Origin of the sequence: Octadecabacter arcticus 238 (assembly GCF_000155735.2) — a bacterium.
In the GTDB taxonomy this organism is placed as follows: domain Bacteria; phylum Pseudomonadota; class Alphaproteobacteria; order Rhodobacterales; family Rhodobacteraceae; genus Octadecabacter; species Octadecabacter arcticus.
The window spans coordinates 431,806-454,017 of sequence record NC_020908.1 but is presented as its reverse complement, the minus strand read 5'-3'; the positions used below and the strand labels follow the sequence as shown (position 1 = coordinate 454,017).

Here is a 22,212-nt window from a genome sequence, read left to right as displayed (position 1 = left end):
CGATATCTACGCCACAAAGTAATAATATTGCGCAATCCTACTCATGAGGTCCCCTATGTCGCAGACGCAAAAAGATCGCGAGGCCGATCGTCCGTGGCTGTTTCGAACCTACGCAGGTCATTCAACGGCAAAGGCATCCAACGAACTTTACCGCGGAAATCTGGCGAAGGGACAGACAGGCTTGTCCGTGGCTTTCGATTTGCCGACACAAACGGGCTATGACAGCGATCATCTATTGGCCCGCGGCGAAGTTGGTAAGGTTGGCGTTCCGGTCTGTCATTTGGGGGATATGCGCGCATTGTTCGATGACATTCCGCTTGAGAAAATGAACACGTCGATGACAATAAATGCGACAGCGCCGTGGCTGCTCGCGCTTTATATTGCTGCCGCCGAAGAACAAGGCGCCGATGTTTCGGCGCTGCAAGGCACGGTCCAAAACGACATCATCAAAGAATACCTCTCGCGCGGCACATATATCTGCCCGCCTGCCCCGTCCCTGCGGATGATCACCGACGTCGCCGCCTACACCCGTGAACATCTGCCAAAGTGGAACCCGATGAACGTGTGCTCGTACCACCTGCAAGAAGCAGGCGCGACGCCAGAAGAAGAATTGTCGTTTGCATTGGCTACGGCAATTGCCGTTCTCGATGATCTTATGGGCAAAGTCCCCGCCGACGCATTTCCGGCCATGGTCGGGCGTATTTCGTTTTTCGTGAATGCCGGCATCCGTTTCGTCACCGAAATGTGCAAGATGCGCGCCTTCGTAGAATTGTGGGATGAGATTTGCCAGACACGTTACGGCGTTGAAGACCCGAAATTTCGCCGTTTCCGTTACGGGGTGCAGGTCAATTCCCTTGGCCTGACTGAACAGCAGCCAGAAAATAATGTTTACCGCATCCTGATTGAAATGCTTGCCGTCACATTAAGCAAAGACGCACGCGCCCGCGCCGTGCAACTGCCCGCTTGGAACGAAGCACTCGGATTGCCGCGCCCATGGGATCAGCAATGGTCGCTAAGGATGCAACAAATCCTCGCGTTTGAAACAGACCTTTTGGAATACGATGACCTGTTTGAGGGGAACCCAGCGGTGGAACGCAAAGTTGCGGCGTTAAAGAAGGGCGCGATGGCAGAATTGGGCCAAATCGACAGCATGGGCGACATGCAGGAAAAGATCGAATACATGAAATCTCGGCTGGTTGACTCAAACGCCGCGCGAATTGCTGGCATTGAGTCCGGTGCCACGACGGTCATTGGGGTGAATAAGTTCCAGAATGGCGAACCATCTCCGCTCACGGCGGGGGACGATGCCATTATGGTAAGCGATCCGGCAGCAGAAGCTGACCAATTAACACGACTAGAAGCCTGGAAAGCCGATCGCGACGCAGATGTCGTATCAGCCGCCCTCGCCGCGCTAAAAGCCGCGGCGCTGAGCGATACAAACATTATGATCCCATCAATTGCCGCTGCCAAAGCCGGCGTCACGACGGGCGAATGGGCGCAAGTCATTCGCAATGCATTCGGTCAGTATCGCGGGCCGACGGGTGTATCGCACAACCCGTCCAATCGCACCGAAGGCCTTAATGAAATTCGCGATCGCGTGTCGGCTGTCAGCGCAAAACTCGGGCGTAAGCTCAAATTTCTTATGGGGAAACCGGGACTGGACGGGCATTCAAACGGCGCCGAACAGATCGCTGCGCGGGCGCGCGATTGCGGTATGGATATCACCTATGAAGGAATTCGGCTGACCCCTGATGAAATCATCCAAGCCGTTCTTCGCGATGATGTCCACGTGGTTGGTCTTTCTATTCTGTCGGGGTCCCACATCCCGCTGATATCGGAAATGATGGACAAAATGCGCGCACAAGGTCTGGGACATATTCCTGTCGTCGTTGGCGGGATTATTCCGGATGAAGACGCCACAGCATTGGCCGCAATGGGCGTCGCGCGAGTTTATACGCCAAAAGATTTCCAATTGAACCGGATAATGGACGACATTGTAACTTTGGCTGATCCATCTGAGGCCATTCAGTCTGGCGTTGCGTCATTTTAGGACCAATTTATAGTTATATACTCCCGCGCCTGAATTGACCTGAGGTTTTCCCCTCAAATCACTTTGTATTCCTTGAGCGATATGACGCGGAAGTTGTCGGTGACGGTGTCGCGGAACTCTGGCCATTTTTCTGGCAGGGTCTTGCGGAAGAAGTCGAAAATGGCCTCTGTGAATTGGTTGAACGTTGCATAGTGCCGATTGTGGGTGACCCATTTGTGCATAACACCCCAAAGACGCTCGATCGGGTTGAGGTGCGGGGCATATGCTGGCAAGAAATGCAACTTCACCCGACGTTCTGGGCTGTCCAGCCATGGCTGTAGTATCTTGGCATGATGATAGCGGGCATTGTCGACAAAGACGTGGATGGCCGTCTTGGTTTGGTTGTTGCGTTCCAACTTTTCCAGCATCTGTCGGGTTGTCTGGGCATTGATCTTCTCGCCTTCCACAAAGGTGAACTGGAAAGTCTCAAGGTCAAGCGCGCCCTGAATGTTGAGCCGCTTGCGCCCTGATGTCGCCTTCAGGGCCGTCTTTTGTCCCTTGGGGAACCAACCATGGGCGGGGCGGCTCTGGTGTTCGGGGTGGACAGCGTCCGAAAAGACAACCATCTCATCTGCGGCCAACCCGTTCATCAGGGCCTCATATTTGGCAATAAACGCAGCCTGCTTGGCTTCATCGGCCTGTGCAGGCAGCAATTGTGGTTTCTTATACGCGAACCCCAGGCGGCGCATCAGCTTGGCGGCTCCCGACGTGCTGTAGTTTTGGTCGCACTCGGCTAGAACATAGGCACAGACCTCATCGGCATTGCGGGCAGGCTGCGCGGTGAAATGGGCTCTCACCGCCTGCTCTTGCACGACGGACAAATGACCCTGACGCTGGCTGTAGTCCTTCAGACCGAAAAACGATAGTCCCGCACCGGCAAAGGCAAATCGCCACTCCGTCAAAACTGTCGGGCCAATATCCAAAATCCGGCAAACCGTTCCGGCGTCTTCTCCTGCGTCCAAAAGAAGAAACGCGCGCGCCCGTTTCCAAACAAGGGCGTCAACTTTGCGGCGGCGGCAAAGCGCTTCAAGTGCTATGCGCTGCTCGTCGGATAAGGAGACTGTTTTGTATTGCTTGCTCATAAACTCAAAATACAGACTGAACCGCCTTTGGCCATGCGACGAAGTGAATCGCAGGCCCAAAATCGTCAGGTCAATTCAGGCGCAGGAGTATAATAGGTCCAATTCGACCATTTTGATGAATTGTGATATCCTTTAGTTTATGGTACCGCTAACTCCCCTTCCAAATGGCGTGTGGGATTTTTAAGCCGAATGTAGAATTGAAAGGAAGACAGAATGGTATTCGATCTCAAAAGTATGTCACGAAAAGAGCTTGAGAAGCTCGCGAGCGACGTTGAAAAGTCTCTTGAAAAGCATCGCAAGAAGGATCTAAAAAGGATCCGTCAGGAAATGGAAAAGCTCGCCGCAGCACATGGTGTCACCGTTGAGGACATTCTAGGCAGCGGGGCGACCGCCAAGGCGACGCCGAAGAAAGCCGTAAAACCTAAATCCGCACCGAAATATGCAGACCCTGCGGATAAATCCAAGACATGGACCGGCAAAGGCCGCCAACCGGAATGGTTCAAATCCGCGATTTCTGCAGGCAAAACACCAGAAAGCATGGCGGTGTAGCGACACGTTAAGCTTAGTAATCGGTTCAGTGTTGTTATAGCTTTTTTGGCTCTTCTCCGCTTTGTTGAGTAAGAAAAGATGCCGACCATCAAGTAACCTATTGATATGTTAGGTTTCTGACAACTTTTCATAGGGCAGGTATATGACCATCGACATCTCGCAACATATTTTACGCCTGAAGGGGCAACGTGTAAATGAAATTGAGCTGGCTGAAGACGGTGCGAAGGTTATTGTTCAGTGCAGTCGGGATGCCCGCAGGAGCGCTATAGACCCTGCAACCGGCAAGAAGGGTAGCATCAACCAACATATTCGCCGACAAGTAAACGACATCCCGTTTTTTGGGTATCCTTGTGTGATTGAGATTGAGCTAGCGCAGGTTTTTATTAGCAAGGGTGAGCGCCGCATTGAGGCGTGTCCTTCTGTTGATAAAGGGTGCCGTTTCACCCATCGATTTTGCCATCTTATCAGTGGATTGTGCCGTCATTTATCCATTCTGGCTGTCTCCAGGCATTTAGGTATACGATGGGAGACGGTAAAGAATATCGACAAGGCATACCTGATGGAAACGCTCCCTGCGCTTGATCCCGCACAGCTTGCTGGCTTGGAATACATTGGTGTCGATGAAGTGGCCCGGGCGAAAGGTCATGACTATATGACGGTGGTCTACGATATGGTCGGAGGGCATCTGATCTGGGTGGAAGCCGGTCGAACTGCCGAAGTTTTTTCAAGGTTTTTGAAACAGCTGCGGCCAGATACAGCCCATAAAATAAAGGCCGTGTCGATGGATATGGGGCCTGCCTACCAAAAGGCTGTCAGGGAGTCCTTGCCGATGGCCGACATCGTATTTGACCGTTTCCACGTCATGAAAAACTACAGCAAGGCTATCCATAATCAGCGTCGCCTTGAGTTCAGGAAGGCCGATCCAAGTGGTAAAGAGTTGATGAAGGGCACGCATTATCTGTTGCTCAAAAATGCGGATAAGTTGAATGAAAAACAAAGTAACAAGCTGCAAACGTTGCTGGAGAGCAATAGCAACCTGAATACGCTTTACGTCTTAAAAGAACAGCTTCAGGCTCTGTGGAGCGCCCCATCATTTGAGGGGATGTCAGAGCAACTGGAAAATTGGTGCCTGATCGCAGATCAGTCACACATGCTCTATCTGAAAAAGTTCGCAAAATCCCTAAGAAAACATTGTGTGGGCATATGCAACTACGCGAAACACAAGCTGACAAGCGCCAGGATAGAGGCTTGTAATGTCAGTATAGGAATGATCCGCAAACGAGCCAGGGGCATCAGGGATACCGAATACTTCAAACTCAAAATTAGACAATCATCCATCCCAGATAATCAATCTATGTTCTATTTGAAATCCTAGAATAACTCAACAAAGCGGAAAAGAGCCGCTTTTTTAAATGACTCCGGACTTTCCGGCATCCAAATTGGGATCGGCTCGACAACAGCCGATCCCAAGAATGCTGGAACGCACGCAAAACATGCCATGACACCTACATCAAAGGTTCAGCGCGCCGCGTCCAAAAATAGACTGCCACTGCGTCCCGTCCTTCATGACAATCTGCCCGCCCCCCTGCAGGCCGGATTGATAAGCCGCCGTTCCAATACCACTAAGCCCGTTGCTACATCTGACCGGAAAAGTGACCGTCGATCCCGCAGTCCCGGGGCTGTAGCGCCCCTGACAGGTATTGGGACCATTTGAAACTTGGAACCACCCGCCTTCAAACAACGTCGCCGTCGCCGTGCCGCGATAGATGGTGTTGCTCGGTCCGACGACCGCCACGGGATGGGTCACGACATCACAGGCGGCCAACCCGCCGCACAGCATGAATATGCCAATTGATTTGTAAAACATTTGAGGTCCTTTCATGAATAACCGTAACTCCCAAGCACCCCAGCCGATAACGGGTTTTTGTCAGTTTTGATGTGAGTCTCCTTGGCCATTAGGCGCATGAATTTTCTGTTGTGGTCTGAATTTCGTGGCGCTGTGACGATTTCTCTGAATCATTGGTGGAATGGACCAAGTTACTGCTCTTGAACAACTCCTTGCCACGGCTCTGCGCAGGATCGCCGAGTTGGAAGCCGCGTTGGCGAGCATGGCGCAAGAGAATGCGGATCTGCGGCGTCAGTTGGCCAAGAACAGCAGTAATAGCAGCAAGCCGCCTTCGAGTGATGGGTTGAAGAAGCCGGTACCGCGTAGCCTGCGTGGTAAGTCCGGTAAGAAAAGTGGTGGTTAAGTTGGCCACCGAGGCGACACCCTACGTCAGACAGCAACGCCTGACTTTGTGGAGCGACATGAGGCTGAGGCCTGTGGCACCTGTCAGCATGGCTTGACGGCTGGGATGATCAAGGCGGTGGAGAGGCGTCAGGTTTATGACATACCGGTGCCGCGTCTGGAGGTCACAGAGCATCAGGCAGCGATTTATTGTTGTGGCCATTGCCGAGCCACGACGACAGCCACCTTTCCCGATGGCGTGAATGCACACGTGCAATACGGTAAGCGCATTCGGGCGGCGGCGGTCTACTGCAATGTTCAGCAGCTGATCCCCGAGGATCGGGTCTGCCAACTCCTGCGTGATTTGTTTGGTGCCACCAGCCTATGCGCGGCCAGCGTGACCAACTGGGTGAACGGCACAGCGCGTACCTTGGGTGGCGTCGTCGAACACATTCTGGCCCGGCTCAATGAAGGCGGCGTTCGGCATCTGGATGAGACCGGACTTCGTGTTGCTGGTAAGCTGCACTGGCTGCACTCAATCAGCGATCTCGCCTTCACGCATTATCGCATCAGCGCCAAGCGCGGTGCTGTTCCATCCTTCCTGACCGGCGGGACAATTGTTCATGACCACTGGAAGTCCTATTACGCCCATATGAGTGGGGTGGACGCGCACGCCCTGTGCGGGGCGCATCATTTACGGGAACTCAAGGCCATCGAAGAAATCGAAAAGGAGCCGTGGGCGTGCGCGATGAGCGTGCTGCTCAACAGCGCCAATCAGCTCAAGTGCGCGGCTCAGGGGCGAGGCGAGACCGAACTCCCCACGTCGGTTCACCACGGCATCCTCACCAAATACATGGCGATCCTCACCGAGGGCCTCGCCTTCCATGAGCGACAAGACCCACTGGCTAGACGCACTGGTGCGCGAGGCCGAAAAGCCAGGCGGCCAGGCCATAACCTTCTGGTCCGCTTGCGCGACTACCGTGATGACGTCCTAAGGTTCCTTACGGACTTCACAGTTCCCTTCACCAACAATCAGGCCGAACGGGACCTGCGCATGATGAAGTTGCGCATGAAATCTTGGGAACTTTCCGCACCCTCGAGGGCGCGCAGGTCTTCGCTGACATCAGATCCGTCATCTCGACGGTCAGAAAACACGGGGGCAATATCCTCGAAACACTCACCCTATCACCACAACAGATCATCGCTCGGCTCTAACGTCGCAAGGGCAACACAAAACCCGATATCCGATGGGGTCCTTGGGAGTTACGAATAACCTTACTACATATATTGAACATCGTTCAATATATAGCCAGTCTGGTTTACCAGACCCCCTCTTTGCCTTGATCCCCCACGCACCAACGCCTAGCATCGCTAAAACCCAAGATAGAAAGACGACGCAATGACCATTCATATTGGTGCAGACAAAGACGATATCGCTGACGTGGTCCTAATGCCCGGCGATCCTTACCGTGCGAAATGGGCGGCTGAAACGTTTCTAACGGACGCCAAATGTGTGCATGAAGTGCGCGGGATGTTCGGATTTACCGGACTGTGGAACGGCAACCGCGTCACCATTCAGGGGTCGGGTATGGGCATGCCGTCTATGTCGATCTACGCCAACGAATTGATCCGCGACTTTGACGTTCAAACGCTGATCCGCATCGGGTCCTGCGGCGGCATGCAACCGCATGTGAAAGTCCGCGATGTCATCCTCGCGATGACAGCCAGCACAGTCGCCACGCCAAGTTCAACGATCTTCAAGGAGTTGAATTTCGCCCCCTGCGCCGACTACGGATTGCTCGCCGCGGCGGCAGAAGCGGCCAAAGCGATGGATGTCGATGTGCATGTCGGCGGCATCTATTCGTCCGATACATTTTATGACGAACGCCCCGATCTAAACAAAGAAATGCAACGCCACGGAGTTTTAGGGGTCGAGATGGAGGCCGCTGAACTCTACATTCTCGCCGCGCGCTATGGTCGTCGTGCTTTGGGCGTGATGACGGTGTCCGATCACCTGCTCACGGGCGAAGCCCTGCCAGCGGACCAACGTGAACGCAGCTTTGGCGATATGATTGGAATCGCGCTCACCGCCGCGTTTGCCTGATTGGCGCAAAGCAGGCGGGCCCTACAGCCCGTGCGTTCCATCATAGGCGTTTCGCGTCGGGGACGACCATGCTCCCAACGCACCCGCGATCGGCGTGCGCACGGTCATCTTTAGCGGGTGGCAAGGTGCCGTGTCGCTGGTGTGTTCTGATCCACAATCGCCGCCCGGACAGGCGCTAAGAACCGCCAAAAGATCAATTTCCGCAAAGACTTCAATGTAGTCATCGGGCCGAACGGGGGATGCCTTCATGAAATACTGCCCCGTATCGCGGGTAAATCCGGTACACATAAAGACGTTCAGAACGTCGTGAATATGGGGCTCGGCGTCAGCCAACGACAGACCCAAATGATCCGCAAGCCCGCGTGTCAGGTTGGAATGGCAACAATGATGATAGTCCGTGCCCTGCAACAGGCGTCCCGTATACGGGTCACACCGCGTGCCAATCACATCATGCACCGACCCGCCATATTCGTCGATCCCGTACCACCCAAGTGTATCCGCGACGATGGTCGCCATGGGACGCAGATGTGGGAAAGACGACCACAATCGATCCCCCGTGGTCACATGGGTCCCGTGCAGCGCACGGGTCTTGCCGGAATAGAACCGCTCGCTTAAATCATTGGCGTTAAACAGGTTGAGATCACCCACCTGTGGGCCATCAATCGACGTGATGCGCAAGTACGATCCCGCCGGAACCTCAATACATGCCGCCTCGCGTGGGGCGGCGATAACCTCGGCCCCCAATTCTGCCCCCACTGCCGCACGTTGGTACAGAGCCAAATCAGGCTGCGGTAAATCCGCAACCGGATAACAAATAACGGGCGCAACTGCCCGCCGTGCCGCGCCATCCATTGGTTCATTCATCTTACTTGCCCCCGTTTTTGTCTTTGCCTTTGTCTGCTAAATATCCCCGCCGGAGGCAACTCACGCAAACAAAAAACGACGCCCCCTCATCAGGAGCGTCGCCTCTCATCATTCAGACTCAAAACCGTGCGGTAGCCCAGATTTCATCAACCTCAAACCGTGCGTTCGATCATCATCTTTTTGACATTCGCAATGGCCGCCGCAGGGTTCAGACCCTTCGGGCAGGTCTTGGCGCAGTTCATGATCGTGTGGCAACGGTACAGCTTGAATGGATCTTCAAGATCATCCAAACGCTCACCCGTCGCTTCGTCGCGGCTGTCGGTGATCCAGCGGTTTGCGGTCAAAAGCGCTGCGGGACCAAGGAAACGGTCGCCGTTCCACCAGTAGCTCGGGCACGCAGTCGTGCAACACGCGCACATCACGCATTCATAAAGACCATCGAGCTTCGCACGGTCCTCGATGGACTGCTTCCACTCCTTCGCGGGCTTGTTGCTCTTGGTCTCCAACCAGGGCTTCACGGATGCATGTTGCGCGTAAAAATGTGTCAGGTCGGGGATTAAATCTTTGATAACCGGCATATGCGGCAGCGGATAGATTTTGATATCGCCCTTGATCTCATCCATGCCGTAGATACAGGCAAGCGTGTTGATCCCATCAATGTTCATCGCGCAGCTGCCGCAGATACCTTCGCGACAAGACCGCCGGAACGTCAATGTTGGATCAATATCGCTTTTGATCTTGATCAGCGCGTCCAGAACCATCGGACCACAGGCGTCCATGTCCACGAAATACGTGTCCAGACTAGGGTTCTTGTCGTCGTCCGGGCTCCAACGGTAGATCTGCACTTTGCGCAGGTTTGTGGCCCCCTCTGGTTTGGGCCATGTCTTGCCCGTCGTCATGCGGGAATTCTTGGGCAGGGTCAGTTGAACCATGGGTCGGCTCCTGTTGGGTTAGGTGAGCGCGTTTGTCGCGCAGGTCACGGTCTCAGGCCGTGCAAGGATGTCAGACACGAGTGTGATGTTTTCGGGTGTCGCGCCTTGTACGCCAAGCGCGATAATTTCTGCACCAGATGCATTGTCGATGATGCAATCGGTCAGCACAGATGCCGCAGTACCGGGGATGGTGTCTGCCACGATCGGACCGACGACAGCCTTTGCGGCGTCACGGCCCGTATCCAAAGCAACCACTTGCACAACATCGCAGGCGGACAGGGTCAGGGCGGCGGCGGTTAAGACAAGGATCAGTTTCATAATGTTTCTCCGTTTCTCAATTTAGCGCAGCAAAGGCGGGCGAATGGGGGCGGCGCCGGTGCGATCAAAGATGCATTGCGCGTAAACCTCAAGCGGATCCCGCCCAGCAAGAAAATCGGACGTCACGCCAATTTCGACGCCCCCAAATCCACCTGTTCTACTATTGGTGCCGACTGTAACACTTCCCGTCGGGCCTTGCGCGGCTCTCGCTTTGTCTTCGCATATTTCCGCCGCCCGTTCGGGCGATACCGGAACGGGAGTGCAAGCGGAAAGACCCACCAAAAGCAATGCCGCGCGATACATCAGAACGTCCGCTCTTTCGGGGCGAACTGCTTAAGATTAATGCCGCCTTCTTTTTCTGTCGTCAGTGGCTTGGTGATCACCGGACGATGGCTCAGCGTGACTTTGGCACCATCCACATGGCTAATCGTGTGAACACGCCAGTATTCATCGTCGCGCGTCGCATAATCCTCGTGGGCGTGGGCACCACGGCTTTCCTTGCGCGCCTCAGCGCCAACAATCGTCGCCAACGCGTTGGGCATCAGGTTCGACAGTTCCAGCGTCTCCATCAAGTCGGTATTCCAGATCAATGATCGGTCCGTGACGTGCAAATCGCCCATTTTAGTGGCGATGTCGGTCATTTTCTTGACGCCTTCTTTCAGCGTCTTATCGGTGCGGAACACGGCGGCGTCTTCTTGCATCGCCTTTTGCATTTCCAAACGCAACTCGGCAGTGCCCGTGCCTCCGTTCGCATTGCGCAACCCGTCAAAACGATCGAACGCCTTATCAACAGACGGTTTGTGGGTTACAGGAATCGCTGCGTCGCGGTCCACGACCGTACCAGCACGGATGGCAGCCGCGCGGCCAAACACCACCAGATCGATTAGTGAATTCGACCCAAGCCGGTTCGCACCATGCACCGATGCACAGCCGGCTTCGCCCACAGCCATCAGGCCAGGGACAACTGCGTTCGGGTTGTCTTTGGTTGGGTGCAACACTTCACCAAAATAGTTCGTCGGGATGCCACCCATATTGTAATGCACAGTTGGCAAGACAGGGATTGGTTCTTTGTTCACGTCAACGCCTGCAAAAATCTTGGCGGATTCGGAGATACCCGGAAGGCGTTCGGCCAATGCTGCTGCGGGTAGGTGGTTCAGGTTCAGGTGGATGTGGTCCTTTCCGTCGCCTACGCCGCGGCCTTCGCGAATTTCCATCGTCATGCAGCGCGATACATAATCGCGCGGCGCAAGGTCTTTGTAATTCGGCGCATAGCGTTCCATAAACCGCTCGCCTTCGGAGTTGGTCAAATAACCACCCTCGCCGCGCGCGCCCTCGGTAATCAAACAGCCAGACCCGTAAATGCCTGTCGGGTGGAATTGCACGAATTCCATATCCTGCAACGCCAGCCCAGCGCGGGCCACCATACCACCACCATCACCGGTGCAAGTATGCGCAGATGTGGCGCTGAAATAAGCGCGGCCATACCCACCTGTCGCCAAAACAACCATCTTGGCGTTGAACACGTGCATCGTACCATCGTCGAGTTTCCAACAGACAACGCCTGTACAAACCCCATCATCTGACATGATCAAATCAATGGCAAAATATTCGATGTAGAATTCAGCCTTTTGCTTGAGCGACTGGCCATACAGGGTGTGCAGGATCGCGTGGCCGGTCCGGTCGGCGGCCGCACAGGTGCGCTGCACGGCGGGGCCTTCGCCAAATTCGGTGGTGTGGCCACCAAACGGACGCTGATAAATCTTGCCCTCTTCGGTGCGCGAAAACGGCACGCCGTAATGCTCAAGCTCATACACCGCCTTGGGGGCTTCCCGCGCGAGGTATTCCATCGCGTCCGTGTCACCAAGCCAGTCGGACCCTTTGACCGTGTCATACATATGCCACTGCCAGCTGTCGGGGCCCATGTTGCCAAGGCTGGCCGCGATGCCACCCTGTGCTGCAACCGTGTGGGACCGCGTCGGGAACACCTTGGATATACAGGCCGTCCGCAGACCTTGTTCCGCCATGCCCAACGTGGCGCGCAAACCTGCACCGCCCGCGCCGACGACGACGACATCATATTCGTGGGTTTCGTATTCGTATTCAGCCATAGGAAATTTCCAGTCTTAAAGAGCCCGATTTACAGCGCGATGCGCACAATGGCGAAAACACCAACCGCGGCGGCAGCGTAGCTAAGGCAAATGGAGCCGATGATCAGCGCCTTGCGGGCGAACCCGTGAAAGTAGTCCTCAATCAGCGTTTGCACACCCCCTTTGAAATGCAGAAACCCTACAAGGAGCGTCAGGATGCCAACAATCGACGGAAATGGCCGCGCATAATACGCGGCTGCGTCCTCATAGGACATGCCAAGCGCTGCGCCATAGGTGAACACAAACAACGGAATAAGCCCTGTCAGCGCCACAGACGATACGATCATCTGCCAATGATGTTCGGTGCCCGATTTAGCGGACCCCATACCGACAGCGCGTTTACGATCAGTCAAAAATGCCATGTTGCCAGCCCCTACAGTACGATGACGGTGAAAATAGTCAGCAAAACCGACACAAGAACGATCGCCTGACCCGCCCGCTCAGAGCGTTCGACGTCCAGCATATGACCGCTGTCCCAAATCAGGTGCCGCACGCCCGCAAGCGTGTGGTACCAAAGGCAGGCCACCGATCCGAACATCACCAGATCGCCAAACCAGCTGGTCATGAACCCATTGGCACGCGCATATGCCTCAGGGCCGGATGCAAGGGCGCTGAACCACCAGACAATCAGCAAGGCACCAACAATCAACGCATTGCCCGTAAGCCGCGTGAAGATCGACGTCATCGACGTCCATTGCGGTCGATAGATCGTCAAATGTGGGGACAGCGGGCGTTTATCCCGATTCATGTCAGCCATGTTTGTTCCTCATTTTGGTTACCCGAAGCCGGTATGCGACGGTATATGTTGCCACCTTCTTAAAGGTTTGTACGCCAGTGTCACGGAGCGGTCGCGCTAACAGGTGCGGAATCTTGTCGCGCTTTGGCGATTTTTCGCCTTTGTGATCACACTTTCGCGACCAGTGATCACAAATAGTCGCTGTGTTAGCGCAATTCGCCCGTTGTCCTGTTAGGAATAAGCCCCAACGAAATGGGAGTCGTCAGTTCACGATAAAGTTTACGGATAATCTGTTCGGGGTATTCATCAAACGAATTGGCCGTAACCGCAAAAGCACCCGCTCCGGTGATGACATGACTTTCAAACCATTCAGTCAGATCGAACCCCGTGTCCTGAATAACCATCGCATTTACCGTCACGCCCGCCGCCTCAAGATCAGGCCAAACCGCGCGCGGCGCTTGGCCCTCATTGCTGATGCCATCGCCAGAAATATCGATAACGAAGCGATCACAGTCATCCACGATAGCAAAATAGGGCACAGCCAGCGCCAGCGCTTCGCCGATTGCCGTTGAAAAATCGCGCCAAATGCGGGGCACCGTCTCGACCTCGAATGCGAATGCATGCACGTCATCGGTGTTGGTGATTTTTGTCCAGTTAATCACGACCGTTTGCCGCCCTGTTCCGGTCCACTGCATCAGCGCGATCTGCGCTTGTGACGCCACAAGCGCGCCCATTACAGAGCTATCCGTCAGTGCCGCCGCAAGCCCGTCCATCTGGATGCGATATTCACGCCCGTCCACTGACCCTGACACATCCACCGCCAACATCAAAGCAATGTCGCAAGCAGACGCGGCAGGCGCGCAGAGCATCAGACTGGTCAGTAATCCCTTCATAAGGGGAACTTAAGCTAAACGCAGTGATTTCGCAAAATCCAGCGTGCTCGCTATTGCGACAAATAGTGCGCCAGCAGCATCAATGGCAAAATCGCCAAAGCCCAGATCATCAGCGATTGAAGCGGATGCATCGGCTTCAAAGACCCAACAAGGAACAAATTCCGGTAATAGTAATGAATGAACCGCCACCAACTAAACGAACGACCCGCAGACTGCGCCTCCGCGCGGTAGACTGCATATTGTTCAAACAAAACCACGCGGTAGATAACCGTAATCAACACCGCCAAAGTGCCCAAAACCGCACAGAAAACGCCAATTGCCACAAGTGTCATTGGTTTCCCCTAAGTCGGCATCAAGGCCCAATAGTCGAGATCGAGCAGCACATCGGGCAAATATTTGCCATCCTCACCTCTCAATGCCCCGACCGCGCCGCCCTTGGTCGCCACCAACCGCAACCGCACCGCGCCTACGCCAGGCGCATCGGTTTGGGCCACATCAAGAACCTCTGACCACACCCGCACCGTATCGCCCGCAAAGCAGGGGTTCGCGTGCGCGCCCGCATTGATCGCCACCATGACTTGCGCATTGGCAAGACCGTTGAACGTCAGCGCGCGGGCCAATGACATTACGTGCCCACCATAGATCAAGCGCTGCCCGTCAGGGCGTGATGTCACATCAAAATGCACTTTGGCGGTATTCTGCCACAGGCGCGTAGCCAACATATGTTCCGCTTCGGTCAGGGTCACACCGTCCACATGGTCGATAATTTCGCCGACGGTGTAGTCACCAAGGCGGTGTGGCTCCCCCGCCAGCGTGAAATCATAGCCCGTAAAATCCAACCCCTGCGGGATCGCCAAGTCGGACGCATCAACCGCGCCCACCAATTCTGGGATCACCGTTTCGGGTGCCGGCGCGTCTAAATCGCCCTTGCGCACCATCACCCAGCGCACGAATTGCATCACGACCGCGCCATGTTGATTGGTGCCCGTGGTGCGCACGTATAAAACGCCAGATTTGCCGTTGGAATTCTGCTTCAGCCCGATCACTTCGGAACTAGACCGGATCGTGTCACCCGGCCAAACAGACGCCAGCCAGCGGCATTCGGCGTAGCCCAGATTGGCAACCGCATTCAACGAGATATCCGGCACAGATTTGCCGAACACGATGTGAAACGCGATCATATCATCCAGCGGGCTTTCGGCCAAACCGCAGTCTTTTGCAAACGCGTCCGATGAATGCAGCGCATGACGTGCTGGATACAGCATATGATACAGCGCGCGTTCGCCGCCCTGCACCGTGCGTGGCACCGCGTGCTCGATGACCTCGCCCAATCGGTAATCCTCAAAAAACCGCCCTGAATTGGTTTTGGCCGCGCTCATTGCTGGCCGAGCTTCATGTCACGCGAATAGGCGGCTTCAACGTCTTTGGTCACAGCCTGCCCCACCCGCATGACGCCATTGGCATGGTCATAGACATAGGTCGGATTGCCATAAAGCACCCAGCCCTTGGACAGCGCCAGACTGACCTTGTGGCAAAATTCGGATGTGTCGTCTTCGGTTAACAAACGGTAAATCAGCGGCATATTCTATCCAAACGGGTTATAGCCGAGCCACATATGAATGGCCGCGACGATGCTAAAAACAACAAGCGTCGCCACAACGGCAATCGCTTCGGATTTGATCGGCGGCGCATGATAAGACCCGCGTGGACCCGTTGCGCGGTTGATCACAACCATCTCTGCCAGCGCCCAGATGCCGAGGCCCCCGAACAACACAAACGACGGTGTGTCGCCGTTCACCAGCAGATGCGCGACCGACCAGACGACAACCGCGCTCAGTTGCGGGTGCCTGATCCAACGGGTGATACGGGTGGATTTGCCGGCCGTTGCATACAGATAAAACGCAAACAGCATCAACAGGTTGTTGATCCCCGTTCCAGCCCCGCTACGCCCCCAATAAAACGTACCTTCAGCGCCGCGATACCCCAGCACCATCAGCACAATCGCAGCAACAGAGGCGATCGCGACGATGCCTTTGCCCTTTTCGCCAAACGATGCGCGGTGATCCGGCGCGACGCGTTTCCAAACATGCGCGCCGACCCATAGGATCAGACCAAGTATAAGTAGGATCATTTGCGCTCCAACTCTGCAATCGCGTCCGCTTTGTCCAACGTCGCTCGGGCCGTGACAATATGCAAGTTTTCCACGATCTTGCCATCCACAACCGCGACCCCTTGCCCGCTTGCTTCAACCTCGGCAAAGGCGGCAATCTGGCGGGTCGCAAGATCAATCTCGGCCTGCGTTGGCGCGAAGGCGGCATTGGCCGCGGCAATCTGTGCCGGATGGATCAGACTTTTGCCGTCAAACCCAAGATCGCGTCCCTCTTCGCATTCCACTTTGAACCCGTCCTCATCTTTGAACGCATTATAGACGCCATCAATCGCTACGATCCCGTGCGCGCGCGCCGCCAGCAGGCACATCTGTAACGACGCCGTTAGTGCCGAACGGGTTCGCGTGTTCAAATCTTTCGCAAGATCATTGGTCCCAATCACAAATCCGGCAATCTTTGGGTGAGCCGCAATTTCAGCGGCGTTCAAGATGCCCAGCGGCGTTTCCATCATCGCCCAGATCGGCTTGTCGGTCAGCCGCGTCAGCGCATCAACATCCGCTGCACTGTTCACCTTTGGCAACAACACCGAATCGCACGCCATTTCATGCGCGGCCTTTGCATCATCCACGCCCCAACTCGTTTCCAGACCGTTAATGCGCACAACGCGCAGCCGATCACCGTAGCCCCCCTTGCCCAACTCGTCGGCCAAAGTTGCCCGCGCCGCGTTTTTCTCATCCGGTGTGACCGCGTCCTCAAGGTCAAACAGGATCACATCCGTCGGCAAGCCTCGCGCCTTGTCCAGCGCACGCGGGCGCGATCCCGGAATATAGAGAGCAGATCGGTAGGGGCGGGTCATGACAAGATCCTTGTAATAATGTTGCGCCGAAGGGGCCCGATTTCGCCAGATGTTGCAAGTTGAAAATGCCGCGGCGCAGCGCAACAGCCACCATACCGAGGCGTTAACCAATTTTTAAAGGTTAACGGCGCACACTTGTAAGCAGAAATTCATCCCGATTTCCCGGCCCTGTCCGGCACACGATTAGGAGAGACCAATGACCTTTAAGTTGCTGACCTGTGCCCTCATTCTGTTTGCCTCAACCGCATCAGCCCAATCGCGCAATTGCGCGGATCACGCCATGGTCGTGGAACGATTGGCGTCAGGTTACGGCGAAACGCGCCAGTCCATCGGCCTCGGCGCAGATAACACGGTGGTCGAAGTGTTCGCCTCACTAGACACAGGCACATTGGTCTTGCCACGGTTTAGTTCCGGTCTCTTTCGAGCAATGTTTGCTATGAAGGAGATAAGGAATGGCAAAGAGATACACAGACGAGTTTCGGCGTGATGCAGTACGCATCGCGATCAGCAGCGGTTTAACGCGACCGCAGGTTTCATCAGATTTAGGTGTTGGCCTTTCGACGCTAAACAAGTGGGTTCAGAAACATCAGCATGAGGATCTGATGTCTGGGCCGCACGATGACGTCGAGAAAGAGAACACCCGTCTTCGTAAAGAACTCCGGTTGGTGCGTGAGGAGAGGGAAGTGCTAAAAAAAGCGGCGATCTTCTTTGCAGGCCAAAGTCGGTGAGGTTCGCCTTTATCGACGCCTGGAAAGAAGTTTGGTCGGTAGAGTTTCTCTGCCGGATTATGCAGGTCACATCGCGTGGGTTTCGCGCTTGGCGGAAGCGGCCGATGAGCCAGCGCCAACGTGATGATATGGTGCTTTTGGCCCACATCCGTGAGCAACATCGCCTCAGTTTACAAAGCTATGGGCGACCCCGCATGACCGAAGAGCTACAGGAATTGGGGCTGCGGGTTGGGCACCGTCGCGTGGGCCGTTTGATGCGTGAGAATGGCATCAAGACCATCAGAACCCAGAAATATAAGGCAACGACGGACAGCAATCACACGTTCAACATCGCGCCTAACTTGCTGGACCAGGACTTCTCAGCGGATGGGCCGAACCAGAAGTGGGCCGGTGACATAAGCTATATCTGGACCAGTGAAATGTGGCTTTATTTGGCCGTTATCCTTGATCTGTACTCCCGGCGCGTCATCGGCTGGGCTGTCAGTAACCGCATGAAACAGGATCTCGCGATCCGTGCGCTGGACATGGCTGTGGCACTGCGCCAGCCGCCCGAATGCTGCATTCACCATACGGATCGCGGCTCGCAATATTGTTCCAACGCGTATCAGAAGCGCCTGAAAAAGCACGGCTTCAAGGCCTCGATGAGCGGCAAGGGCAATTGCTATGACAATTCCATGGTTGAAACGTTCTTCAAATCCATCAAGGCTGAGCTGATCTGGCGCAATCGTCGAGACACACGCCGTCAGGCCGAGGGCGCGATCTTCCAATATATCAATGGGTTCTATAACCCGCGCCGCCGCCACTCATCATTAGGCGGCAAAAGCCCCTTGGCATTCGAGCGAAAGGCCGCATAAATGAGTTGAGAGACCGGAACGCAAACGGGACAAGACCACATGGACGATCACGGTGACGCAGGCTGGTGGGCCAACCTGCCTTGTCGCCAGCGGCGCCGCGTTTCAGGCGCTCGCAGAAGCATTGCCCAACACCGACAGCGGCGCCTAACCCAACAGCCCATCCCAGATCAATTTACATGAAATCCCCAAAAGCGCCCATGTAACGATGCCAAAGAACACCTTGTCAGGCAGCACCCGTGTCAAACGATAGCCGACATAAACGCCCGCCACCGCAGGGACCAACAGCATCGCCGCAACGCGCAAGTTTTGCGGATCAAATTGCCCTAAAAAGTAGTAGGGCACGATTTTTGTCACATTCATCATCGCAAAAACAATTGTCGTGGTGCCTGCAAAAGCCATTTTTGTCAGGCCCATCGGCATGACCCAGATTTGCCACGGCGGGGCGCCCGCGTGGCTCACAAAACTGGTGAACCCCGCGATCGTTGTCCAGAAAACACCGCGTCCCCATGTCGGTGGCCGCGGCGCGGCATCTGCTCTGCGGCGCAGCAGCAAATTCAGCGCAAACGTTGCCCCAATCACCCCGATCAGCAACCTGACCAGATTTTCGGACACGATATGGGCTGTCGTCCAGCCAATCGTGCAGCCCGAAATCGTCCCCACTGTCGCGATTTTCAGCAAGTCGCGGCGAAACTCGTGACGGTAGGCCCAGACGCCGAATATATCCGAAAACAAAAAAACCGGCAACAAAAGCCCCGCTGCCGTAATCGGTGAAATAGCCAGCGACAGCACAGGCACCGCCAACATTGAAAACGCCGGCAAGCCGCCCTTGGACAGACCTGTGCACACCGCCGCGATTACGGCCAGCGACCAAAAGAGTGTTCCGTCCATGCATAGGCCTTTCCGCGTCGGTAAAGATCGGGGGAATCAGGTGCACGACACGATCCCACCAGCAATCCGACATCGTTTCAATCCGACGTCGCTTCGGCGTGACGGTAACGCAAACATTTCCCTACAAACAATGCCCTGACGCAATCAAGGCCGCGCTGCAGCGCAGCACACTTGCACGAACGAGCCCAAAGGCTTAGCAAGCTCAAAATAAATTAAGATAGTTCCCGAACGACAAAGGACCCATTCAAAATGGCCAGACCTAAAATTGCACTGATCGGCGCCGGCAACATCGGCGGCACCCTTGCCCACCTCGCAGCTGTTAAGGAACTCGGCGATGTGATCTTGTTCGACATCGCTGACGGGTTGCCACAAGGCAAAGCCCTCGACATCGCAGCATCAGGCCCCTCTGAGGGCTTTGACGCAGCAATGTCCGGCACATCCGACTACGCCGACATCGCGGGCGCAGATGTGTGCATCGTCACCGCCGGTGTGGCACGCAAGCCAGGCATGTCGCGCGATGACCTGCTCGGGATCAACCTCAAGGTTATGAAATCAGTCGGCGAAGGCATCGCAGCCCACGCGCCGAACGCCTTTGTGATCTGCATCACCAACCCGCTTGATGCGATGGTCTGGGCACTGCGCGAATTTTCAGGTCTGCCACACCACATGGTTTGCGGCATGGCTGGCGTGCTGGACAGCGCGCGGTTCCGTCACTTCCTCGCCGATGAATTTGGCGTCTCCATGCGCGACGTCACGGCGTTCGTTCTGGGCGGTCACGGCGATACAATGGTGCCACTGGCGCGCTATTCCACTGTTGGCGGCATTCCCCTGCCCGACCTCATTGACATGGGCTGGACGACGCAAGACAAACTCGACGCGATCATCCAGCGCACCCGCGATGGTGGCGCTGAGATCGTTGGCCTGCTGAAAACTGGGTCTGCTTATTACGCCCCTGCGACATCCGCGATCGAGATGGCAGAAGCCTTTATCAAGGACCAAAAGCGCGTTCTGCCTTGTGCGGCCTACGTTGATGGCGCTTTGGGCCTGAACGGCATGTATGTCGGCGTGCCGACGGTGATCGGCGCTGGCGGCGTTGAACGGGTCATTGATATCAAAATGAACAAGACCGAACAGGCCATGTTCGACAGCTCTGTTGCGGCCGTCAAAGGTCTCGTGGATGCGTGCAAAGGTATCGATGCTTCGCTGACTTAACTGCGGCAAAGTCCTCTAAAATAATCAAGGCGTCCCGTTTGGGGCGCCTTTTTTTATAGGAATCGATCTTGTGTGGGAATCGCCACTGTTGAGCCATTTCACCTCTCGCAGCCGCTATAATCAACGGCAATGACACGTCGTTTGAACGTGTGGGAACCCAATCCTGCGCAAATGCTGATCCAAGCGATCAAGGACGTCTGATCGGGACTGCGCGTGATCCGCTGCGCTGTGGCCATAACAGCAAGCCATTTCGCGATATTCATGCAAAAACCATGTTGGCGCTAACCGATTCTATTTTTGTGATCACACCTTTTGGACGTGTGATCACAAATGTCGCTTTTTCGCCTATATGCTGAAAAAGCCATTCGTCACGCCCGTTTAAGGGGTCTATAGCAAACTCAACGTTTATCAGACCGAAGGACGGATTTATGAATATCCACGAATATCAGGCCAAGGCGCTTCTTGCATCTTACGGGGCACCCGTCAGCGACGGTCGCGCTGTTCTCAAGGCAGAAGACGCCAAAACCGCCGCAAGCGAATTGGACGGGCCGATCTGGGTCGTCAAGGCGCAGATCCACGCAGGTGGTCGCGGCAAGGGTCACTTCCAAGAAGCCGGTGCTGGCGAAGCAGGCGGCGTACGTCTGACCAAATCCGTGGGCGAAGCCGCTGACGAAGCCAAAAAGATGTTGGGCCGCACTCTGGTCACCCATCAAACTGGTCCAGCAGGCAAGCAGGTCAACCGCGTCTACATCGAAGATGGCGCAGCGATTGAATCCGAATTCTACCTTGCCCTTCTGGTTGATCGCCAGACATCGCGGATCGGCTTTGTTGTGTCGACCGAAGGCGGCATGGACATCGAAGAAGTCGCGGCCAACACCCCTGAAAAGATCGTCAACTTCACCGTTGATCCGGCCACGGGCTATCAGGCATTTCACGGCCGCCGTGTTGCATTCACCCTTGGCCTCACGGGTCAGCAGGTCAAACAATGCATTAACCTGATGGGTCTGCTGTACAAAGCGTTCACCGAAAAAGACATGGAGATGCTTGAGATCAATCCGCTGATCGTCACCAAGGCTGGCGATCTCAAAGTGCTTGACGCAAAGGTGTCTTTCGACGGCAACGCGATCTACCGCCATCCCGACATCGCCAGCTTGCGCGATGAAACCGAAGAAGACCCCAAAGAACTGGCCGCGTCGAAATTCGACCTGAACTACATTGCACTGGACGGCGAAATTGGCTGCATGGTCAACGGAGCTGGCCTCGCGATGGCGACGATGGACATCATCAAGCTGTACGGCGCTGAACCTGCCAACTTCCTCGACGTGGGCGGCGGTGCGACCAAAGAAAAAGTGACCGAGGCGTTCAAGATCATTACCTCTGATCCACAGGTCAAAGGCATCCTCGTGAACATCTTTGGCGGCATCATGCGCTGCGATGTCATCGCCGAAGGCGTTGTATCTGCGGTCAAAGAAGTCGGCCTCAAAGTCCCGCTGGTTGTGCGACTTGAAGGCACGAACGTCGACGAAGGCAAAGCCATCATCAACAACTCCGGCCTCGACGTGATCGCTGCGGATGATTTGAAAGACGGCGCTGAAAAGATCGTGAAAGCGGTCAAAGGCTAAGCC

The 22,212-nt window shown here is 55.3% G+C and carries 26 protein-coding genes; 10 read left to right on the top strand and 16 right to left on the bottom strand.

Features of this window, described 5'->3' with window-relative positions:
• The first annotated feature begins 55 nt into the window (after positions 1–55).
• The gene (locus tag OA238_RS02380) at positions 56–2,050 is read left to right on the top strand and encodes a protein meaA (RefSeq protein ID WP_015493923.1); all 1,995 of its coding nucleotides are present in this window, start codon (positions 56–58) and stop codon (positions 2,048–2,050) included.
• A 53-nt stretch (positions 2,051–2,103) separates the two neighbouring features.
• On the opposite strand, the gene OA238_RS02375 is transcribed toward OA238_RS02380, so the two are convergent.
• Positions 2,104–3,171, bottom strand: a complete 1,068-nt coding sequence (locus OA238_RS02375; protein WP_015493922.1) for an IS630 family transposase — start codon at positions 3,169–3,171, stop codon at positions 2,104–2,106.
• A 213-nt stretch (positions 3,172–3,384) separates the two neighbouring features.
• Here OA238_RS02375 and OA238_RS02370 point away from each other — a divergent pair, with 213 nt between their 5' ends.
• Entirely contained in the window at positions 3,385–3,720 is a 336-nt protein-coding gene (locus OA238_RS02370) for an H-NS histone family protein (protein ID WP_015493921.1), read from the top strand.
• 142 nt (positions 3,721–3,862) lie between these two features.
• The gene (locus OA238_RS02365) at positions 3,863–5,095 is read left to right on the top strand and encodes an ISL3 family transposase (protein ID WP_015493920.1); all 1,233 of its coding nucleotides are present in this window, start codon (positions 3,863–3,865) and stop codon (positions 5,093–5,095) included.
• 135 nt (positions 5,096–5,230) lie between these two features.
• Here the strand turns inward: OA238_RS02365 and OA238_RS02360 are convergent, their stop codons facing one another.
• Positions 5,231–5,587 (bottom strand): hypothetical protein, encoded by a 357-nt coding sequence (locus tag OA238_RS02360; RefSeq protein WP_044036153.1) that lies wholly within the window; start codon positions 5,585–5,587, stop codon positions 5,231–5,233.
• Positions 5,588–5,747: 160 nt separating this feature from the next.
• Between OA238_RS02360 and OA238_RS33415 the strand changes: the two genes are divergently transcribed.
• The 3 genes from OA238_RS33415 to deoD all read left to right on the top strand — a co-directional run bounded on the left by OA238_RS33415 (position 5,748) and on the right by deoD (position 8,051).
• Entirely contained in the window at positions 5,748–5,969 is a 222-nt protein-coding gene (locus OA238_RS33415; RefSeq protein WP_015495645.1) for a DUF6444 domain-containing protein, read from the top strand.
• Positions 5,970–6,017: 48 nt separating this feature from the next.
• Positions 6,018–7,220: an IS66 family transposase gene (gene tnpC, locus OA238_RS02350; protein ID WP_044036148.1), complete on the top strand. Its 1,203-nt coding sequence runs from the start codon at positions 6,018–6,020 to the stop codon at positions 7,218–7,220.
• A 126-nt stretch (positions 7,221–7,346) separates the two neighbouring features.
• Positions 7,347–8,051 (top strand): purine-nucleoside phosphorylase, encoded by a 705-nt coding sequence (deoD, locus tag OA238_RS02345; protein WP_015493918.1) that lies wholly within the window; start codon positions 7,347–7,349, stop codon positions 8,049–8,051.
• A 21-nt stretch (positions 8,052–8,072) separates the two neighbouring features.
• Here deoD and OA238_RS02340 read toward each other — a convergent pair whose 3' ends face one another.
• The 13 genes from OA238_RS02340 to OA238_RS02280 all read right to left on the bottom strand — a co-directional run bounded on the left by OA238_RS02340 (position 8,073) and on the right by OA238_RS02280 (position 16,905).
• A complete protein-coding gene (locus OA238_RS02340) occupies positions 8,073–8,915 on the bottom strand; it encodes an urea carboxylase-associated family protein (protein WP_015493917.1) in 843 nt (280 codons plus the stop codon).
• Positions 8,916–9,067: 152 nt separating this feature from the next.
• The gene (locus OA238_RS02335; protein ID WP_015493916.1) at positions 9,068–9,847 is read right to left on the bottom strand and encodes a succinate dehydrogenase iron-sulfur subunit; all 780 of its coding nucleotides are present in this window, start codon (positions 9,845–9,847) and stop codon (positions 9,068–9,070) included.
• A gap of 18 nt (positions 9,848–9,865) precedes the next feature.
• Complete coding sequence (locus OA238_RS02330; protein ID WP_015493915.1) at positions 9,866–10,165, bottom strand: hypothetical protein; 300 nt, start codon at positions 10,163–10,165, stop codon at positions 9,866–9,868.
• A 21-nt stretch (positions 10,166–10,186) separates the two neighbouring features.
• Positions 10,187–10,468, bottom strand: coding sequence for a hypothetical protein (locus OA238_RS02325; protein ID WP_044036146.1), 282 nt, complete (start codon positions 10,466–10,468; stop codon positions 10,187–10,189).
• Complete coding sequence (gene sdhA, locus OA238_RS02320) at positions 10,468–12,273, bottom strand: succinate dehydrogenase flavoprotein subunit (RefSeq protein WP_015493914.1); 1,806 nt, start codon at positions 12,271–12,273, stop codon at positions 10,468–10,470. Before sdhA ends, OA238_RS02325 begins: the two co-directional genes overlap by 1 nt.
• 29 nt (positions 12,274–12,302) lie before the next feature.
• A complete protein-coding gene (gene sdhD, locus OA238_RS02315) occupies positions 12,303–12,674 on the bottom strand; it encodes a succinate dehydrogenase, hydrophobic membrane anchor protein (protein ID WP_015493913.1) in 372 nt (123 codons plus the stop codon).
• Positions 12,675–12,685: 11 nt separating this feature from the next.
• Entirely contained in the window at positions 12,686–13,069 is a 384-nt protein-coding gene (sdhC, locus tag OA238_RS02310; RefSeq protein ID WP_015493912.1) for a succinate dehydrogenase, cytochrome b556 subunit, read from the bottom strand.
• Between the two features lie 185 nt (positions 13,070–13,254).
• Positions 13,255–13,941 carry a DUF1194 domain-containing protein gene (locus OA238_RS02305; RefSeq protein WP_015493911.1) on the bottom strand — a complete coding sequence of 229 codons (687 nt, stop codon included), beginning with the start codon at positions 13,939–13,941 and terminating at the stop codon, positions 13,255–13,257.
• Between the two features lie 50 nt (positions 13,942–13,991).
• Positions 13,992–14,273: a hypothetical protein gene (locus OA238_RS02300; RefSeq protein WP_044036144.1), complete on the bottom strand. Its 282-nt coding sequence runs from the start codon at positions 14,271–14,273 to the stop codon at positions 13,992–13,994.
• 9 nt (positions 14,274–14,282) lie between these two features.
• On the bottom strand, positions 14,283–15,320 hold the full coding sequence (locus tag OA238_RS02295) for a MaoC family dehydratase (RefSeq protein ID WP_015493910.1): 1,038 nt from the start codon (positions 15,318–15,320) through the stop codon (positions 14,283–14,285).
• A complete protein-coding gene (locus OA238_RS02290; RefSeq protein ID WP_015493909.1) occupies positions 15,317–15,523 on the bottom strand; it encodes a DUF1737 domain-containing protein in 207 nt (68 codons plus the stop codon). The genes OA238_RS02295 and OA238_RS02290 overlap by 4 nt, the downstream gene beginning before the upstream one ends.
• A 3-nt stretch (positions 15,524–15,526) precedes the next feature.
• Positions 15,527–16,072: an NnrU family protein gene (locus OA238_RS02285; RefSeq protein ID WP_015493908.1), complete on the bottom strand. Its 546-nt coding sequence runs from the start codon at positions 16,070–16,072 to the stop codon at positions 15,527–15,529.
• Complete coding sequence (locus tag OA238_RS02280; protein WP_015493907.1) at positions 16,069–16,905, bottom strand: HpcH/HpaI aldolase/citrate lyase family protein; 837 nt, start codon at positions 16,903–16,905, stop codon at positions 16,069–16,071. The genes OA238_RS02285 and OA238_RS02280 overlap by 4 nt, the downstream gene beginning before the upstream one ends.
• A 196-nt stretch (positions 16,906–17,101) precedes the next feature.
• On the opposite strand from OA238_RS02280, the gene OA238_RS29595 reads away from it, so the two are divergent.
• Together OA238_RS29595 and OA238_RS02270 are read left to right on the top strand one after the other, a co-directional pair.
• Positions 17,102–17,392: a hypothetical protein gene (locus OA238_RS29595; RefSeq protein ID WP_187293132.1), complete on the top strand. Its 291-nt coding sequence runs from the start codon at positions 17,102–17,104 to the stop codon at positions 17,390–17,392.
• A protein-coding gene (locus OA238_RS02270) for an IS3 family transposase (RefSeq protein ID WP_085982725.1) occupies positions 17,358–18,487 on the top strand; the annotation gives its coding sequence in 2 pieces (ribosomal slippage) (positions 17,358–17,604 and positions 17,604–18,487; 1,131 coding nt in all). The genes OA238_RS29595 and OA238_RS02270 overlap by 35 nt, the downstream gene beginning before the upstream one ends.
• Positions 18,488–18,631: 144 nt before the next feature.
• Here the strand turns inward: OA238_RS02270 and OA238_RS02265 are convergent.
• Positions 18,632–19,375, bottom strand: a complete 744-nt coding sequence (locus tag OA238_RS02265; RefSeq protein ID WP_015493904.1) for a sulfite exporter TauE/SafE family protein — start codon at positions 19,373–19,375, stop codon at positions 18,632–18,634.
• A 249-nt stretch (positions 19,376–19,624) separates the two neighbouring features.
• Between OA238_RS02265 and mdh the strand changes: the two genes are divergently transcribed.
• Together mdh and sucC are read left to right on the top strand one after the other, a co-directional pair.
• Positions 19,625–20,587 (top strand): malate dehydrogenase, encoded by a 963-nt coding sequence (mdh, locus tag OA238_RS02260; RefSeq protein WP_015493903.1) that lies wholly within the window; start codon positions 19,625–19,627, stop codon positions 20,585–20,587.
• Positions 20,588–21,015: 428 nt separating this feature from the next.
• The gene (gene sucC / locus OA238_RS02250; RefSeq protein ID WP_015493902.1) at positions 21,016–22,209 is read left to right on the top strand and encodes an ADP-forming succinate--CoA ligase subunit beta; all 1,194 of its coding nucleotides are present in this window, start codon (positions 21,016–21,018) and stop codon (positions 22,207–22,209) included.
• Positions 22,210–22,212 lie beyond the last annotated feature (3 nt).